Source organism: Nocardioides sp. NPDC057577, assembly GCF_042801335.1.
Classification (GTDB): Bacteria; Actinomycetota; Actinomycetes; order Propionibacteriales; family Nocardioidaceae; genus Nocardioides.
The window spans coordinates 1-17,223 of the sequence record NZ_JBHVGB010000136.1 but is presented as its reverse complement, the minus strand read 5'-3'; the positions used below and the strand labels follow the sequence as shown (position 1 = coordinate 17,223).

General features: G+C 69.8%; 13 protein-coding genes. 12 read left to right on the top strand and 1 reads right to left on the bottom strand.

Annotated features, from left to right (window positions below):
* Positions 1-210: 210 nt before the first annotated feature.
* The 11 genes from ACFU7D_RS21960 to ACFU7D_RS21910 are packed head-to-tail and all read left to right on the top strand — an operon-like array spanning position 211 to position 13,880.
* Positions 211-1,071, top strand: a complete 861-nt coding sequence (locus ACFU7D_RS21960; RefSeq protein ID WP_378871150.1) for an MlaE family ABC transporter permease — start codon at positions 211-213, stop codon at positions 1,069-1,071.
* Positions 1,068-1,916, top strand: coding sequence for an MlaE family ABC transporter permease (locus tag ACFU7D_RS21955; RefSeq protein ID WP_378871147.1), 849 nt, complete (start codon positions 1,068-1,070; stop codon positions 1,914-1,916). Before ACFU7D_RS21960 ends, ACFU7D_RS21955 begins: the two co-directional genes overlap by 4 nt.
* A 33-nt stretch (positions 1,917-1,949) precedes the next feature.
* Positions 1,950-2,756, top strand: a complete 807-nt coding sequence (locus tag ACFU7D_RS21950) for an ABC transporter ATP-binding protein (protein ID WP_378871144.1) — start codon at positions 1,950-1,952, stop codon at positions 2,754-2,756.
* A 10-nt stretch (positions 2,757-2,766) separates the two neighbouring features.
* Positions 2,767-4,017, top strand: coding sequence for an MlaD family protein (locus tag ACFU7D_RS21945; protein ID WP_378871141.1), 1,251 nt, complete (start codon positions 2,767-2,769; stop codon positions 4,015-4,017).
* Positions 4,017-5,384, top strand: a complete 1,368-nt coding sequence (locus ACFU7D_RS21940; RefSeq protein ID WP_378871138.1) for an MlaD family protein — start codon at positions 4,017-4,019, stop codon at positions 5,382-5,384. Before ACFU7D_RS21945 ends, ACFU7D_RS21940 begins: the two co-directional genes overlap by 1 nt.
* The gene (locus tag ACFU7D_RS21935) at positions 5,381-6,646 is read left to right on the top strand and encodes an MlaD family protein (protein ID WP_378871135.1); all 1,266 of its coding nucleotides are present in this window, start codon (positions 5,381-5,383) and stop codon (positions 6,644-6,646) included. The genes ACFU7D_RS21940 and ACFU7D_RS21935 overlap by 4 nt, the downstream gene beginning before the upstream one ends.
* The gene (locus ACFU7D_RS21930; protein ID WP_378871133.1) at positions 6,646-7,965 is read left to right on the top strand and encodes an MlaD family protein; all 1,320 of its coding nucleotides are present in this window, start codon (positions 6,646-6,648) and stop codon (positions 7,963-7,965) included. The genes ACFU7D_RS21935 and ACFU7D_RS21930 overlap by 1 nt, the downstream gene beginning before the upstream one ends.
* Positions 7,965-9,221: an MlaD family protein gene (locus tag ACFU7D_RS21925; protein ID WP_378871130.1), complete on the top strand. Its 1,257-nt coding sequence runs from the start codon at positions 7,965-7,967 to the stop codon at positions 9,219-9,221. The genes ACFU7D_RS21930 and ACFU7D_RS21925 overlap by 1 nt, the downstream gene beginning before the upstream one ends.
* Positions 9,218-10,540 carry an MlaD family protein gene (locus tag ACFU7D_RS21920; protein ID WP_378871128.1) on the top strand — a complete coding sequence of 441 codons (1,323 nt, stop codon included), beginning with the start codon at positions 9,218-9,220 and terminating at the stop codon, positions 10,538-10,540. Before ACFU7D_RS21925 ends, ACFU7D_RS21920 begins: the two co-directional genes overlap by 4 nt.
* A complete protein-coding gene (locus tag ACFU7D_RS21915; protein ID WP_378871125.1) occupies positions 10,537-12,840 on the top strand; it encodes an MMPL family transporter in 2,304 nt (767 codons plus the stop codon). Before ACFU7D_RS21920 ends, ACFU7D_RS21915 begins: the two co-directional genes overlap by 4 nt.
* Complete coding sequence (locus tag ACFU7D_RS21910) at positions 12,837-13,880, top strand: peptidyl-prolyl cis-trans isomerase (RefSeq protein WP_378871122.1); 1,044 nt, start codon at positions 12,837-12,839, stop codon at positions 13,878-13,880. The genes ACFU7D_RS21915 and ACFU7D_RS21910 overlap by 4 nt, the downstream gene beginning before the upstream one ends.
* A 41-nt stretch (positions 13,881-13,921) precedes the next feature.
* On the opposite strand, the gene ACFU7D_RS21905 is transcribed toward ACFU7D_RS21910, so the two are convergent.
* A complete protein-coding gene (locus ACFU7D_RS21905; protein ID WP_378871120.1) occupies positions 13,922-16,237 on the bottom strand; it encodes a CoA transferase in 2,316 nt (771 codons plus the stop codon).
* 69 nt (positions 16,238-16,306) lie between these two features.
* Here ACFU7D_RS21905 and ACFU7D_RS21900 point away from each other — a divergent pair, with 69 nt between their 5' ends.
* Positions 16,307-17,194: an enoyl-CoA hydratase-related protein gene (locus tag ACFU7D_RS21900; RefSeq protein ID WP_378871117.1), complete on the top strand. Its 888-nt coding sequence runs from the start codon at positions 16,307-16,309 to the stop codon at positions 17,192-17,194.
* The last annotated feature ends 29 nt before the right edge of the window (positions 17,195-17,223 follow it).

Below are 17,223 nucleotides of genomic sequence, written 5' to 3'. Positions count from 1 at the left end.
GTCCGATCAAGACAGCGGTCGTCGCCGGCGTACCTCCGTTGCCTAAAGCCTTTAGAAAAAAAACCTAAAGCCATACGGATTAACCCGTAACCTGCATCACATGACCTCGTTGAGTGTGATGCGCGTCGCACCTCGATGCGCCGGACCGGAACCCGCCGTTGGCGGCCGTTCGGCCCGCCCTGCCAAGTTGCACGAGGAGCGCAGACAGGTATGAGCACAGGTGCTGCTGCCCCGCCGATCGCCCGGCGTGGTCCTTACGCCAATCCGCTGTCCAACTCGCTCAAGTGGCTGCCGCCGAAGGTTCGGGGGCCGGTCATCGAGGCGGGTGGGATGGTCGATCTGCTCGTCAAGATCGTGAGGAGCGCGGTGCTGCATCCGCGCGGCTACTGGGTCGACGTCGCAGACGACATGTATCAGACCCTGAAGCAGGCCTCGCTTCCCATCGCCGCGGCGATCTTCGGGTTCCTCATCTTCATGTCGATCCTGACCGTCCAGTTCTTCGCGATGGCGGGAGCCACGCAGCTCTTCGGCCCGCTGCTCCTGCTGCAGGCGATGCGTACCTTCACGATGTGGATCGTCTCCATGGTGGTCGCGGGCGTGATCGGCTCGGCGTTGACCGCCGACATCGGGGCCAGGAAGGTCCGCGAGGAGATCGACGCGATGGAGGTCATGGGCGTCGACCCGATCCGCGACCTCGCGGTCCCGCGGGTGGTCTCGCTGACGCTGCTCACGACCCTGATCTCGGTGCCGTCGATCATCGTCACGATCGTCTCGATGCAGGTCGGCGCCAACTATGTGGCAGGTCAGTCCGGCGCCGACTTCCACAGCAACCTGTTCGCCAACGTCTCGCCGGTGCAGGTGCTGGCCGTGGTCGCCAACTGCTTCCTGGTCGGCCTGCTGATCGGCACGATCTGCTGCTACAAGGGGCTCAACGCCTCCGGCGGTGCGATCGGTCTCGGTCGCGCCGTCAACCAGGCGGTGGTGCTCTCCTTCGTGGGGGTCTGGGTGCTGCAGCTCGCCTTCAACGCGCTGCTGCTCGGCCTCTTCCCGAACCTGGGGACCTTCCGATGACCGCCGCCGAGCCCGTACGTCCGGTCGCGCCGGTCGCGCCGGTCGCCGTCAGGCGCCGCCGTCGCCAGCCGGCCAAGGGCCGCCTGGACGGGGTGGGGGAGTTCGTCGGCTTCGTCGGCAAGGTCTTCGCCGAGATCCCGGTCGCCATCCGTCTCTACCCCTCGGAGATCGTGCGGCACGCCAGCGCCATCGTGCGGGAGAACAGCCTCGTCATCCTCGCGATGCTCTTCATGATGGGCGCGGTCATGGGGCTGACCGCCAACTTCCTCTTCGCCAGCATCGGTATCGACTCCTACATCGCCGCCGTCAACGCGGTGGCCGGCGTACGCGGGATCATCCAGGTGGTCTTCGGCTGGATGGTCGCGGCGAAGATCGGCTGCGGGATCGTCGCCGAGGTGGGTGCGATGCGCATCTCGGAGGAGATCGATGCCATGGAGGTCATGGGCATCCGCTCGATCCCCTACCTGGTCAGCACGCGCGTGATCGCGGGAGCCATCACGATGCCGCTGATCTTCGTCACCTCGATGGTGGTCAACTTCTTCGCCGGCTTCCTCTTCAACGTGCAGCTGCTGCAGACGGTGAGCCCCGGCGGTTTCCAGTACTACCTCTTCCTGTTCCAGAACCCGCGCGACTTCGTCCTCGCCATCATCTGGGGCACGGTCCTGGGCGTCGTGATTCTCACCGTCGCCTCCTACTACGGCTACACCGCCAAGGGCGGTCCGGTCGGGGTGGGCCTCAACACGGCGCGGTCGATGCTCGTCAACCTCGTCCTCGTCAGCGTCATCGGGATGGCGCTGGTCCAGCTCTTCTACGGCAACACCCCCAACGCGCCGATCGGCAACTAGATGACTCGCGCGCCACGTTCACGGGAGGAAATGATGACCGCGAATCTCACGATTCCGCACACTGGCTTCGAGCAGTCGCCCAACAGTCCGCACAGCATCGAGCTGGTCGGCGTACGCAAGTCGTTCGGGTCGGGCAACATCCTCGACGGCATCGACCTGACGTTCGTCCACAACGCGATCACGACGGTGCTCGGCCCGTCCGGCACCGGCAAGAGCGTGCTGCTCAAGCACATCGTCGGTCTCCTCGAGCCGGACGAGGGTGAGGTGCGCGTGTTCGGCAGCGACATCTGGGGCGTCTCCGAGCACGAGCGCTACGAGCTTCGCAAGCGTTTCGGCGTGCTGTTCCAGGACGGCGCGCTCTTCGGTTCGATGAACATCTACGACAACGTCGCCTTCCCGCTGCGCAAGCACACGAACCTCTCCGAGGTCGAGATCCGGGACATCGTGATGGCCCACCTCAGCGAGGTCGGGCTCGAGGCCGCGGTGGACAAGGCACCCAACGAGATCTCGGGCGGGATGCGCAAGCGTGCCGGCTTCGCGAGGGCGCTGGTGATGCGGCCCGACGTGGTGCTCTTCGACGAGCCCGACTCCGGCCTGGACCCGGTCCGCACCAAGCTGTTGGGACGACTGATCCAGAAGGTCCATCGCCAGCACGGCGGCACCTACATCGTGATCACCCATGACATCCCGACCGCGCGGGAGGTCAGCGACCACGTCGCGGTGCTGTGGAAGGGCCAGATCGTCCACGCGGGCAGTGCGGACGAGACCTTCGCCTCCACGGACCCGTTCGTACGTCAGTTCCTGGCCGGCGCCGCTGACGGCCCGCTCGGGATGGACTGAGGGAGCCACGATGACCGCGAACCTAGCGAAGGTCGGCGTCAAGGGGCTCATCGCCCTGGTGATCGTCGGCTCGCTCCTCACCTGGGGCCTCGTCAGGCTCACCTCCGGGCCCGACTACACCCTCACCCTGCTGATGCCCTCGGCCAGCACCGCGTTCAAGGACGGCGGTGTCATGATCAAGGGCCAGCGCGTCGGGAAGGTGACCTCGGTCGGTGTCCGTGACGGACAGGCCGAGATCGAGGTCGCCATCGACGACGAGTACGCCCCGCTCCGTGCCGGCACCACCGCCCGGATCAAGTGGGCATCGGTGCTCGGCACCCGCATGATCGAGCTGGTCCCAGGCGCCGAGACCAACCCCGAGATGCCTTCTGGCCACCTCGTCACGGGCAACGCCGAGGCCGTCGACATCGACGAGCTGCTCAGCACCCTCGACGCCCCCACCCGCAAGCAGCTGCAGATTCTGGTCGGACAGCTCAACAAGACACTGGCGGGCACTCAGCCCGACCTCCGGACGACGCTGACGAAGGCCGGGCCGACCGTGAAGGCCATCGCCGACCTGCTCAGCGCGATCGCCCAGGACGGGCCCGCGCTGAAGAAGATCATCAAGGAGCTGCACGGCGTGACGTCCAACGTCTCGGCCAACGATGCCGAGCTGGCCGCCAGCATCAACAACCTCGATGCGCTCACCAGCCAGATCGCCGAGCGCCAGGGCGAGCTCTCCCAGACGATCGAGAAGCTCCCGGCGACGATCGACTCGGCCACCACCGCCTTGGAGGCGGTTCCGGAACCGGTCGACTCGACCCGGACGCTGCTGCGCACCCTGCGACCCTCGACCGACCGTCTCCCGGCGATCGCCAAGCAGGCCAACCCGGTGCTCGCCGACGTACGTCCTGCCCTGGCGATGCTGCCCGGGACCCTCGCGGACGCGCAGACGCTGCTCCAGTACACCCCGGGGCTGGTCAACGACGCGAACGCCATCCTGCCGACCGCGACCAGCGCTCTGGAGCAGGCCGACCCGATGGTCTCCCACCTGCGCCCCTACACGCCGGAGCTGGTCGGCTGGCTCAGCAACTGGAACGGGGTCTTCGGCAGCAGGGACGCCTCGGGCCACTACGCCCGCGCGCTCATCACCGCCTCGGCCAGCAGCTTCGACCAGAACCCCGGGGTGATGCCGCCGGGCATGAAACAGGACGCGCGGCCGCTGCCGGGCTCGATCGCCGGCCAGCCGTGGACCGATGCAGAAGGGGACGGGATCAACTGATGCTCATCTCGAAAGTCACCGCCATCTCCGCCACCGTCGTGGTCGGGTCGGCGACAGCAGTCACCGGAGTCAACCTGATGGGCACCTCGGTCGGCCAGTCCGAGCTCGTCGGCTACTTCGAGGACGCCAGCCCGCTCGAGGTCGGCAACGAGGTCCGCACCTCCGGCGTGCAGGTCGGCAAGGTCACGTCGATCAAGCTCGAGAAGGGCGTCGCCCGGGTCACCCTCGACCTGGACGAGGACGTGCTTCCGGTCCACGAGGACGCGAAGCTGCTGATCCAGCCGATCAACGTCCTCGGCGAGAACTACGTGTCCATCGAGCCCGGGAAGGAGTCCTCGCCCTACCTGAGGAGCAACACGGTCCCGCTGAAGCAGACCGACTCCGCCGTCAACCTCCAAGACGTCCTGGACACGCTCGACGACCCCACCTCGACCGCGCTCGCGGCGCTGGTCAGCACCCTGGGCGAGGGCACCATGAACGGCGGCGGCCAGAAGATGGCGGACGCGCTCAAGGCGCTCGCGCCGCTGATGGAGAACCTCGACCAGGTCGGCGCCATCCTGCAGAGCCAGAACAAGGTGCTCACCGACCTGGTCGCCAAGGCCGACCCGGTGGCGGCTTCGCTCACCGGGGAGAACGGGAAGCAGCTCGACCTGTTGATCTCGCGTGCCCGGGAGACGCTCGACGCCCTCGCCGATGAGCAGTCGGCGCTCGAGGCGACGATCGCCGAGCTGCCGGCCACGCTCCAGGAGGCGCAGCGCACCCTGACGTCCCTGGAGACGGTCTCCGAGACGGTGACCCCGACGCTGAAGAAGGCGCGACCGGTCACTCGCGACCTGGCCGAGATCGCCGAGGAGATCAACCGGTTCTCTCCCTACGCCGACCCGGCGTTCAACGCCTTCGGTCCGCTCTTCGCCGAGCTCGACGCCCTGCTGAAGAGGATCAAGCCGATCACCGAGGACCTACGGGCCTCCGGTGACAACCTGCGTACGACCGCCTCGGAGCTGCGGCCCGTGGGCGACGAGCTCCTCGACGAGCACCTGGGCGACCTGATGTCGTTCGTCACCAAGTGGGCCCTGAGCACCAACTCCCGCGACGGGCTGAGCCACTACTTCCGCGGCCTGGTCCACGTCACCCCCGAGGCGCTCAACTCGCTCGTCGGCGCCGAGGTGCTGCCGAACATCGGCACCGTGGGCGGACAGGGGCCGTCGGCCAAGCAGGACAAGCCGGCCGACGAGGCCGCCGAAGGACTCGCGGACCTCACCGGCCCCCTGACCGGCGGGGCCACCGACGACCCCAACAGCGCGACCGGACTCTCGTCCTCGCAGGAGCAGAACCTTCTCGATCAGCTCATCGGAGGCCACTCATGAGCGCACGACTACATCGACAAGACGCCCGGCGACTCCTGATCGGGATCGTCGCGATCGCCGCCGGCGGAGTCATCGCCTACGTCGGAACCCTCGTCCAGGGCGGCGGCGCGTTGCCGCTGAAGGACCACACCGAGGTCGCGGCGTACTTCGACGACGTCGGGACCCTGAAGCCCCAGCAGAACGTGACCCAGAACGGCATCCGGGTCGGCGTCGTCACCGGCATCTCCTACGAGAACGACCAGGCCCTGGTGAAGATGCGCCTGGACGGGGACCGCGACCTGTACGCCGACGCGACCGCCACGGTCGGCAACGCCTCGGTCCTCGGACGCAAGTTCGTCTCCCTCGATCCCGGCACCGCGAGCTCCGGACTGCTCGGAGGCAAGCCGATCGCCGCCGAGCGGACCACGAGCTCGGCCGACCTCAACACCGTGCTCTCCGCGCTGCCTCCCAAGGCCCGTGAAGGTCTGCAGGTCGGACTGCGCGAGGTCGGCGGGGGAGTATCCGGCCACCAGAAGGACCTCTACAGCGCTCTGCAGGTCGCGCCCGGGATGCTGGAGGACGGCACGCTCGTGCTCGACACCGTCGCCGACCCGAAGACCGATCTCGACGGCCTCCTCGTCACCGGCGACAGCCTGGTCTCCCACATCCATGGTCACGAGCGGCAGATCCAGACCCTGGTGACCACCACGAGCACGACACTCAGCGCCGTCAACACCGACGACACCGAGCCGCTTCGCCGGACGGTCGCAGAGGCCCCGAAGACGCTGGTGACGGCGCGGCAGGGCCTGGCCGAGATCAACCCGGCACTCGACGACACCGCCGATGCGGTCACCGAGCTGCGACCCGGGGTCGACGACCTGGTCGAGTCCGTGCCGGACCTGCGCGACTTCCTGGTCGAGGCGCCGCCGGTGGCGGTCACCGTACGCAAGTTCGCCCAGGGGTCGGCGGAGCCGGTCGGGACGCTGGTCCCAGCCCTCACCAAGGCGGAGCCCACCGTCGGCCGCGCTCGCAAGACGCTCGGCAAGACCGCGCCGACGCTGGAGGTGCTCAGCCCCTACGCCCCCGACGCCGGCACCCTCTTCTGCGAGAACGACCTGCTCAGCGGCAACTACGGACCGGACAAGCACTACTTCAGCGCGATGCTCGTCTTCCCCGGCGTCTACGTCGCCAGCCAGCCCGACCCGCTCGCGAACGTCGACCCGTACTCCGGTCCGGGCAAGGCGTTCTCCCACGGCCTGAAGTACGGAAAGGGGAAGTGCTGATGTCCGCACTCACCAACTGGTCCCGGATGGCCGGGTCACCGCTGACCCGCCGGGCGGTGGTTCTCATCGTCGTCCTGGCTGCCGTCCTGGCCGCGCTGGCGTTCAAGACCCAGCTCTCGCTGCTGTTCCGCTCGGGCGACACGATCCACGCCACCTTCGACCAGAACTACGGCCTGGTCTCCGGCAAGACGAAGGTGAAGGTCGCCGGCCTGCAGGTCGGCGTCGTCTCGGACGTACAGCAGGAGGCCGACGGCACCACCCGGGTCGACATGAAGGTCGATGACGGGGTGAAGGAGCGACTCGGGTCGACGCCCAGCGCTCGGGTGGAGCCGCTCACCGTCCTCGGCGGCGAGTACGCCCTGAACCTGGTGCCGGGGGGAGCCGGGGAGTTCTCCGACAGGGCGATCCCGAAGAGCCGCACCCATGTCCCGGTCGAGCTCGACGCGATTCTCTCCGCCCTCCCGGGCAAGACCCGCAAGAACCTCCAGGGGACCATCAAGGAGGCCGGAGCGACGCTGTCGGACAAGAACCAGAAGTCCATCCGGTCGTTCACCCGGCAGGCGCCGAGGGTCCTCGACCCGTCGACGACCCTGGTGACCTCCGTCCAGGGCACCAAGCCGCAGACCGACCTGCCGCGGCTGGTCGGCAACGTGGAGAGCATCGCGGCGACGCTCAACCGGCAAGATGCAGCGCTCGCCCGGAGCCTGGTGAACCTGAACACGACGACGACCACCCTCGCCGACCACAGCGACGATCTGTCCAGGACCATCGCAGGTCTTCCCACGGCGCTGGACGAGACCAGGTCGGCGACCGACGAGCTCACCCCGACGCTGCGCCAGCTCGACCGCACCGCGACCGGCCTGCAGCCCACCGCCGAACGCGTCGGACCGCTGGCCAGGACTCTCGAACCGATGCTCGTCGACACGAGGCCGGTCGCGGCCAAGCTGCCCGGTCTGCTCGAGGACGCGCAGCCGCTGGTCCAGGACCTGGTGCCGACGGCCAGGACCGCGAAGCCGATCCTGAAGGACATCAAGGGCCCGGTGATCGACCGTGTCGAGGGTCCGGTCCTCGAGTCGCTGGGAAGCACCTACCGCGGCAAGGGCCCGTTCAAGGACACCGGCGGCGGCGTCCAGTCGGACAACAAGTTCTACGAGGAGCTCGCCTACATGGTGACCAACCTCGACCGCGCCTCGATGACCCAGGACGCCCAGGGCAGCCTGCTCAACTTCCAGGCCGGCGTCAGCGCCGGCAGCGTCGCACCGCTCAACCTGGACGACGCGCTCGCCCAGCTGATCCCGCAGCTGAAAGGGGAAAACTGATGGTGAGCCTCAGCACCCTCGCCGACCGGATCCGGAACACCCCCGGACTCAAGCGCGACACGATCGCCGTGGCCGTTGCGCTTCTCGCAGGTCTCGCCGCGTCCGTCTACGTGCTGAGCAACCAGCACATCACGATGCCGTGGCAGGACCGGCAATCGGTCGCGATCGAGTTCACCGCGGCGCCCGGGGTGCGCCCCGAGGCCGTCCAGGAGGTCCGGATCGCCGGCGTCCCGGTGGGCAGGATCACGGCTGCCGACCCGACCGACTCCGGCACTGCCAAGGTCACCGTCGAGTTCGAGAACGAGCAGCGGATCTACAGCAACGCCACCGCGGTCCTGCGGACCAAGGCGCCGCTCAACGTGATGTACATCGAGCTCGACCCGGGCGGCCCGCCCGCGGGCCTGCTGGAGGAGGGAGGCATGCTCCCGGTCGCACAGACCAAGCGTGCCGTCCAGCCGTACGAGGTGCTCGACAAGCTCGACGCACGCACGCGTGCCGCGCTGACCTCGATGATCGACCAGACGCAGGTCGGGCTGAAGGACGCTCCGACGACGCTTCCCGCCGGCCTGGATGCGACCACGGCCACCATGAAGCAGTGGGAGCCGGTCATCAACGCGCTCAACGAGCGGCGTACGAACATCTCCCAGCTGGTCACGTCGCTGACCACCATCTCGGAGTCCGTGGGTCACGACAGGCGGCGGCTCACCGAGCTGACCACCTCGATGGACAAGACACTCTCCGCGGTCGCCAAGCGTGATCGGCAGCTCTCGGCGTCCCTGGACACGCTGCCCGGGTTCACCGATCAGCTGTCCGGGTCGATGGGGGAGGTCAACGACCTGACCGGCCAGCTCGACCCGACCCTGAAGGAGCTCGACAAGGCCTCCGGCGACCTCCCCAAGGCGGTGGAGAACCTCGACGGCACCGTCGGCTCGGTCCACAACTTCATCAACGGTGCGGCCCCTGTGGTCGACCGTGCCGGGCCCGTGGTCGACGACCTGCGTCCCTTCGTCGCCGACGCCAATCCTGCGCTGGCCGACCTGAAGCCGGTGGTGGGATACCTGCCCCAGGCCACCAAGGAGCTCGTCCCGTGGATGGACGACCTCGCCGCCTTCACCTACCAGACCTCGTCCTCCTTCAGCCTCTATGACGCCAACGGAGGCATGGGGCGCGCCAACCTGCACGTCGACCTCACCAACCCCACCGGGGGCCTCGGCGACGAGGGCATCGAACCGGGCAAGAAGGGAGACACCCCATGAGTGTCACGCTGCGCACGATCCCGACCACCCGCCCCCGGTTCCGACCGCGTACGTCGGTGGTGGTCATCGTGGCCATCAGCCTGCTGTGCGTGCTCGGGTTCGGCTATCTGTGGAAGGGCGCGGGCGGGACGCTTCCGGGTGGCGACGGTGCCTACCAGGTGTCCTTCGAGTCGGAGGATCTGAAGAACCTCCAGGAGGCCGGTGAGGTCCGCGTCGCCGGCGTCATCGTCGGTACGGTCGCCTCGACGAAGGTCGAGGGACGCACCGCCCACGTCGTGCTGAACCTCGACGACGAGGTGGCACCGCTCCACGAGGGGGCAACCGTCCGCGTCGGCGTCAAGTCCGTCATCGGACAGTCGTTCGTGGACGTCGAGGACGGTAGCGGGGAGGAGATCCCGGACGGCACCGCGCTGCCGTCGAAGGCGGTCGAGGCGGCGACGGACATCGACGAGGTCGTGCGTACGTTCACCCCGCAGACCCGCAAGCAGCTCGCCGCGGCCCTCACCGACCTCGGCGCCACCACCGACGGCACCCAGCAGAGCCTCTCTCAGGTGATGGAGGGGCTGGGCCAGATCGGCGGCACCGGCTACACCGCGGTCGACGCGCTCGCTGCGCAGAACGACGACCTGCAGTCCCTGGTGCAGGAGACCAACGCGATCCTGGCCGCGGCCGACACCAACCGGGGCGCGATCGTCTCGGTCATCGACAACACCCAGCAGATCACCCGGGCGACGGCGGGGCAGCAGGAGGCCCTGGCCGCCACGGTACAGCGGCTGCCGGGACTGATGAGCAGTGCGCGCACCGCGACCAGCTCGCTCGGTGAGCTCTCGGGTGACCTCAGCCCGGTCGTACGGTCCCTGGACCAGGCGGCCCCCGACCTCAACGCGGCGCTGGTCAACCTGCCCTCGGTCACCGCCAGCCTCGAGGCGCTGCTGCCCTACATGAACGGGGCGCTGAAGATCGCGCCGGAGACCGTGAACCAGCTGCCGGCGCTCTCGCGCAACCTGATCGCGATCACGCCCTACCTCGACCTGCTGCTGCGCAACATCAACCCGATGCTGACCTACATCGAGCCGTACGCCAACGACATCGGCTCCTTCTTCGGCAACTTCGGTGGCGCGTTCGACATCCCGCTCGAGAACGGGGTCGCGCCGGCGCGGCTGGCGACGATCTTCAACGAATACTCCGTCCGAGGGAACCCGCTCGACCTGCAGACGATCAACCCGCTGCACTGGAACAACCCCTATCCGGCGCCGGGACAGGCAGACGACCCGGCCCCGTTCAAGGGCGAGGCGCCGCGCGTCGAGGAGGACAAGTGACCTGGGGGCCCGGGCTGCCGCGCGGGTTCCCCCGGCCCGGCCGCCGGCAGGCGGTCTCGGCGCTGCTGGTGCTCCTCGTCCTCGGCGTGGTGGGTCTGGGCATCTCCCGGGTCGAGGTCGACACCAAGGTCGACTCCTTCGTGCCCGCCGGGGACAGCGCCGACCGGCAGCTGCAGGACTACCAGCGCACGTTCGGTGGGGATGCCGTCGTCGTGGAGCTGGCGGGCACCACCCAGCTGGGACTGGTCCTGGACCCGACCGAGCTGGTGCGCCTGATCCGCCTCGAGGGGACGCTGGCGGGCGTGGCCGGCGTGCACAGCGTCTACGGCCCCGGCACCGTCCTCAACCAGACCGCGGGATCCGTCAAGGGGATGCTGGCCCAGGTCGCCGGTGCGCGTGACCAGATCCGCAACGTGGCCGAGGCCAGGGCGCGGCGAGAGAACAAGAGCAAGGCCGAGGTCACCGCCGCCGGCGACGCCGCGCTCGTGCCCTTCGACCGCCGCTACGGCAAGCTGCTCGCCGAGGCGCTGCCGGTCGGCCTCCCCACCGTGCAGAACCAGAAGTTCGTGGCCTCGGTGCTGATGGACCGCGCCGGCAACCCGCGCCCGGAGTGGCGGTTCCTGGTGCCGACCGCCAAGTCGGCGACACTGCTGATCCGGCCCGAGCCCGGCCTGGACCAGGAACAGAACCGCCGCCTGGTGGCACAGATCCGCAAGGCCGTACGAGACTCCGGGCTGAGCATCGAGCGGCCGGTCGTCTCCGGCGTTCCCGTCGTCGTCTCCGGCGTCGCCGATCGTGCGCACACCGAGATCCTCCGTCTCGGCGCGGTCGCGCTCGGTGCCGTCGCGCTGGTGCTCGTCATCTCGGGCTGGAGCAGGCGGCGCCGCGACAGCCTCCTGCCGCTCGGCTGCGCCCTTCTCGGCACCGCGACGACGGTCGCCGTCTTCGGTCTGCTCGGGGTGCCGCTCTCGCTCGGTGCCGCCGCGTTCCTGCCGGTGCTGCTCGGCGTCGGCAGCGACTTCCCGCTCTACCTGCTGCAGTCCGAGCGCGTCCGTGGCGTGCTGGTCACCGCGGGTGCCGCGGCCGCCGCGTTCGCCAGCCTCGCGCTGACCCCGCTGCCGTTCGTACGCGAGTTCGGCCTCGCCCTCGCGCTCGGTCTGGTGCTGACCGTGGGCTGGGCCCTGGTGCTGCGCCTGATGATCGGACGGATCGAGCCTCGAGCCGGCCGTGAGGCACGTCGCGGACCGAGCCTGTCGCCCAGGGCGGTCAAGGGCGTCCTGGTCGTGCTCGCGGCGGTCGCCGTCGCGGGCTGGGTGCTGTTGCCCGGCATGCGGATCCAGTCCAGCCCCGAAGAGCTCGCCAAGGGCGTACCCGAGCTGGCCGACGCCGCTCGCATCGAGCAGACGCTGGGCTTCTCCGGCGAGCTCGACATCGTGCTGCGGGGCAAGAACGTCGCCTCGCCCGAGGCGATCGCCTGGTCGCAGAAGGCGCAGAGCCTCGTCGTGCGCGAGCACGCCGACCAGATGCGGCCCCTGCTGACCTACAGCCAGCTGCTCGCGTTCCTCGGGGGCGGTGCCACCGCGGCCCAGGTCAGCGCGGGCACCGAGGTCCTTCCCGACTACCTCACCGAGGCCGTGCTCGCGAGGAATCACCAGGCCGCCGTCTCCACCTACGGCATCACGCTCGACGACGTACGTGCCCAGCGCCGGCTCATCGAGTCGCTGCGTCAGGAGCTGCCGGACCCGCCGAAGGGCTACCGCGTCGAGATCGTCGGCCTGCCGGTGCTCGCCGCCGACGGCCTGAGCGCGATGGAGGATGCCCGCTACACCGTCAACGCGGTCGGCATCCTCGTCGCCGCGCTCCTGGTCGGGCTCGGGCTGCGCTCGTGGCGAGCCGGCGTACGCGTCCTGGCCACCGCCCTGCTCGCCGCCGGCTGGCTCTTCGCCGCCGTCCGGCTCGCCGGCATCGACCTGAGCCCGCTCACCCTCGCCATCGGCGCGCTGGTGACGGTCACCTCGTGCGAGTTCGTCACCATGATCGGCGAACGACGCCTTCTCTCCTCGGCCGGGCGCACCGTCCTGACCGCGGCCGTCGCCGGCGCCGTCGGCTATCTCGCGCTGGGGCTCTCCGGCCTCACCGTGCTCCGCGACTTCGGGCTCCTGCTCGCCGCCGGCGTCGTCAGCTCGTACGCCGCGGCGCATCTGGTGGCCCGGGTGCTCCGCGCTCCCGAGCCCCGGCCATCGGGGACGGAAACGCTCGAAACCCCATCCTCACGAGAACTCCAGGAGGTCAGCGCATGACCCAGCTCGCCATCAAACCGATCAACGTACGTTCCCTGATCCCGCCCTGGTGGCCGCGACTGCTGGCCGTGGTCGTGGCGGTCGCCGTCGTCGGTGGGGGCGCGTTCCTCGTCGTCCAACGAGCCAACGCGCTTCCGTCCGACGCTGCGATGAAGGTCGGCGACCGGACCGTGAAGGTCTCCGAGCTCGACAAGCGGATCAAGGTCCTCTCCGGCCTCTACAACGTCAAGCAGCCGACCGATGCCTCCAAGAAGGCTTCCTTCCGTCGCGACGCCGCCAAGTCGATGGCGGTCAGTCTCATCCTGGAGCGCGCCGCGAAGAGCAAGGACATCACCGTCACCCGCACCCAGGCACAGCAACAGCTCGACAAGGTGATCGAGTCCCAGATGCTCGGCGACCAGAAGACCTACGAGCAGTTCCTGGCCACCGCCGGGGTCACCGAGTCCGAGGTGCTCTCCGAGATCACTCGCGTCATCGCGACCAGCCGTCTCTACTCCGAGATCACCGCGAGCGTCCCCGAGGTCACCCAGGCAGACGTCCAGAGCTACTACGAGGACCACAAGACCGAGATGGTCACGCCGGAGCAGCGCTCTGTCAGCAACATCGTGGTCGCCACCGAGGCGGAGGCGGACCAGGTGCTCGCCGAGCTCGGCAGGGGGACGGCGTTCGCGACGGTCGCCCGGAGCAGCTCGCGCGACTCCAGCACCGCCGCCAAGGGCGGTAGCCTGGGCGCCGTCCAGAAGTCGCAGCTGGAAGACACCTACGCCAAGGCCGCCTTCGGTGCCGCGAAGGGCAAGGTGTTCGGTCCGGTCCGGACGAGCAGCGGCTGGAACGTCGGCGTCGTCACCGACGTCACCGAGCCGATCCCGGTCGGACTCGAGGACGCCGCCCAGACGCTCACCCAGACCCTGACGACGCAGGCCCAGACCAAGGCCTGGAACACGTGGCTGGGCCGCCAGATCAAGGCCGCCGAGGTCGAGTACGCCGATGACTACCGCCCAAAGGACCCCGACGCTCCGCCCACCACTCCCGCCGGCTGAGCACCCGGGCTGAGCGCCCCGGCCCGGGCTCAGCCCGGGCCTCAGGGCACGAAGAGGACGCCGCGGTCCAGCAGGTCGGCGACCAGGGCCTCGTCGAGCCCCAGCAGGTCACGGCAGATCGACTCGGTGTCGGCCCCCGCCAGCGGGGCCGGCCCGAGCGTCGGCACCTCGAGCCGCTCGTACGCCGAGGCCGCGTCCTCCGCGGGGAGGGTCTGCTCCAGGAGGGGGTGGGTCAGGGTCGTGTAGGTCGCGCGATGGGCCAGCTGAGGGTCGTCGAGCAGCTCGGGGAGCCGGAGCATCGGCGCCGCCGGCAGCCCGCGGCGCTGGAGCTCCTCGCCGACCTCTGCGGGGGAGCGAACAGCGGTCCAGCCGCTCACCGCTTCGCCGAGGTCCTGCTCGCCGGCCCCTACCGCCTCGCGCAGTACGTCGACCTCGTCCGGGTCGCGCGCGTCGATGACGCACCACTCGTCGTCGCCCGCGCAGGCGAAGACGCCCCCGAAGACCTCCCGGCCCCGGTTGCCGACCGCCGAGACGGACCCGGGCCGCAGGCTCTCGAGCAGGGCCAGGTCGGCGAGCTGGTGCAGGACCACGTCGGACTGGGCCATCTGCAGGTGGCGCCCGCGGCCGTCGCGGCTCCGGGCGAGCAACGCGGCCGCCACCGAGAGAGCTCCGAGACGGGCGGCGACATGGTCCGGGAAGACCGTCACCCCGTCCCAGGACGCGGTGTCGCCGGCGGCGTACTTCCACAGGCTGGTCACCCCGCAGGCGGCCCGCACCAGCGGGCCGTAGCCCAGGCGCTGCGCCCACGGCCCCTCGGCGCTGAAGGCCGAGCTCTCCAGGACGATGATGCCCGGGTGGGTGGCGGCCAGCGTCGTGAACCCGATGCCGAGGGAGTCGAGGGTGCCGGGCTTGAAGTTGGAGAGCACCACGTCGCTATGCCGGGCGAGCTCGATGAAGATCCGCTTGCCCTCCTCGGTGCGCAGGTCCAGCCCGAGGCTGCGCTTGCCGCGGTTCCCCCACGCGAACGAGGCGTTCATCGCCTCGCCGTTCCGGGTCTGGCGCAGCCCGTCGGGGTAGCTGCGGCTTTCGACCTTGATCACCTCGGCGCCGAGATCGGCGAAGGCTCGTCCCGCCTCGGCGCCGAACACGATGACGCCGAGATCGAGGACCCGGAGGCCGGCGAAGGGAGCCCCGCCGGTGGCCGGGACCGGATGGACGGGCTCCTCGCGCGGGGCCCACGCGCCGGCCGAGGCGGTCTGCGTCGGCAGCCCCGGGCTCGGCGTCCGGAGCCCGAGCAGGTGTCCGTCGGCGGCGAGGTAGCCGACCGGCACGGTCGCCGTCAGCCCGGGAGCCACCTCCGTGCGCGAGACGGTTCCGGCCTTGGTGAAGTGGTCCGCGGCGAGCGCCTCCCCGAGTGAGAGCACCTGGGCGAGCGGGATCCCTCGCCTGGCGGCCTCGTCGACCAGCTCGGCTGCGGTGCGGTCGGCGAAGAGCGCCTCGATGAGCGGCTCGAGACGGTCGGAGGCGGCCACCCGGGCGGTGATCGAGTCATAGCTGGGGTCGGCGAACTCGGCCGGCTCGCCGAGCCAGCCGAACATGCCGCGCCACTGACGCTTGGCGAGCAGGCACAGGCGTACGAACCCGTCCGCGCAGCGGTAGATCGGGTAGGAGTCGGCCGGCGGACGGCCACGCCGGAACTTCCCCGACCGCCCGGCCGCGGCCGATCCCTGCACGCCGAACGCCGGGTCGAGCCCGGTCGCGACCGCCTCGTGATGGGACAGGTCGATGGTCTGCCCGAGGCCGGTCCGTGTCCGTTGGGTGTGGGCGACGATCGCCAGCCACGCGGCCTGGGCGGTCGCCGTAGCGGTCGCGAGCTGCTCGGGCGGAACCAGCGGCGGCGCGCCGGGGCTGCCGGAGCGCGACATCGCCCCACCGAGAGCGAGCAGCGTACGTCCGGTCGCCTGCCAGTCGCGTCGCGGACCGCTGAGGCCGAAGGGGGAGGAGATGACTGCGACCAACCCCGGACGGATATCGCGCAGCTCGGCCAGCCCGATGGCGCCGGCAGCGGTGGGGGAGACGAAGACGATATCGGCCTCCGCGACCAGCGCGCGAGCATCCGCTCTGCCCTCGGGCGTGGTCAGGTCGGCGATCAGCGCCGACTTGTTCGTGTTGCGGACGCTGTAGGGCAGCGAGTGGCCGTCCAGCACAGGTTCTTCGGTCCGGGTCCGGGCGCCCTGCGGGGGTTCGAGCTTGAGGGTCTCGGCGCCGAGATCCGCCAGCAGGCGGGCCGCGGCCTCTCCGACGGCGTCTCCCAGATCGGCGACGCGGACTCCGGTCAAGAGCAGTTCAGCAGCCATGGTGTTTCCTCCTGGTTTCAGATTAACCTAACGCCATACGGTTTATCTGCCAATGTCAGGAGCTTTGAGATGACTGCTGATCCCGTGGTCGACTACCAGGTCGAGGGCAGGGTGGCGACCATCGCCCTCGACCGCCCCGCGCAGGGCAACGCGATGACGTTGCGCCTGTGCACCGAGCTGGTCGACGCGATCGACCGGGCCGAGACCGACGACGAGGTCGCGGTGGTCGTGCTGACCGGGAAGGGCCGCAACTTCTGCGTCGGCGCCGATCTCGACGAGGGGTTCCATCATGGTGACCGCGAGCCGTCGCCCGAGCACGCGGCCTTCGTCGAGCGCTTCGGCGATCTCGACGGTGTGCCCCGGGACGCCGGCGGCGTCGTCACCCTCCGGATGGCGGCGATGCTCAAGCCGGTGGTCGCCGCGGTCAACGGTGCGGCCGTCGGTGGCGGGGCATCGATGATCCTGCCCGCCGACATCCGGGTGGTGGGGGAGTCGACCCGGGTGGGCTTCGTCTACACGCGGCGCGGGATGCTCATCGAGTCCGCCGCGAGCTGGTTCCTGCCGCGGTTGGTGGGCACCGCCCGCGCCACCGAGTGGGTCCTCACCGGCCGCCTGCTGCCCGCCGGTGAGGTGGTCTCCGGCGGGCTGGCGGGACGGGTCGTCCCCGACTCCGACCTCCTCGATGCCGCGTACGCCATCGCCACCGAGATCGCCGAGCGGGCCTCGACCGTGGGGATCTCCCTGTCCAAGCAGCTGCTGTGGAGCATGTGGGCCGCGTCGAGCCCGTGGGAGGCCCACCGCATCGAATCGCGTGGCGTCTACGAGCTGCCCGGCCTCGGCGACGTCGGCGAGGGCGTCGCCGCCTTCCTCGAGAAGCGCGACCCGGCCTTCCCGCTCCGGGTGCCCCGCGACTATCCCGCCTACGGCCCGCGATGGCCGGATCCCGCTGGCAGCTGACCCCGATTCGCCGAGTCGGCGCGTTAGGA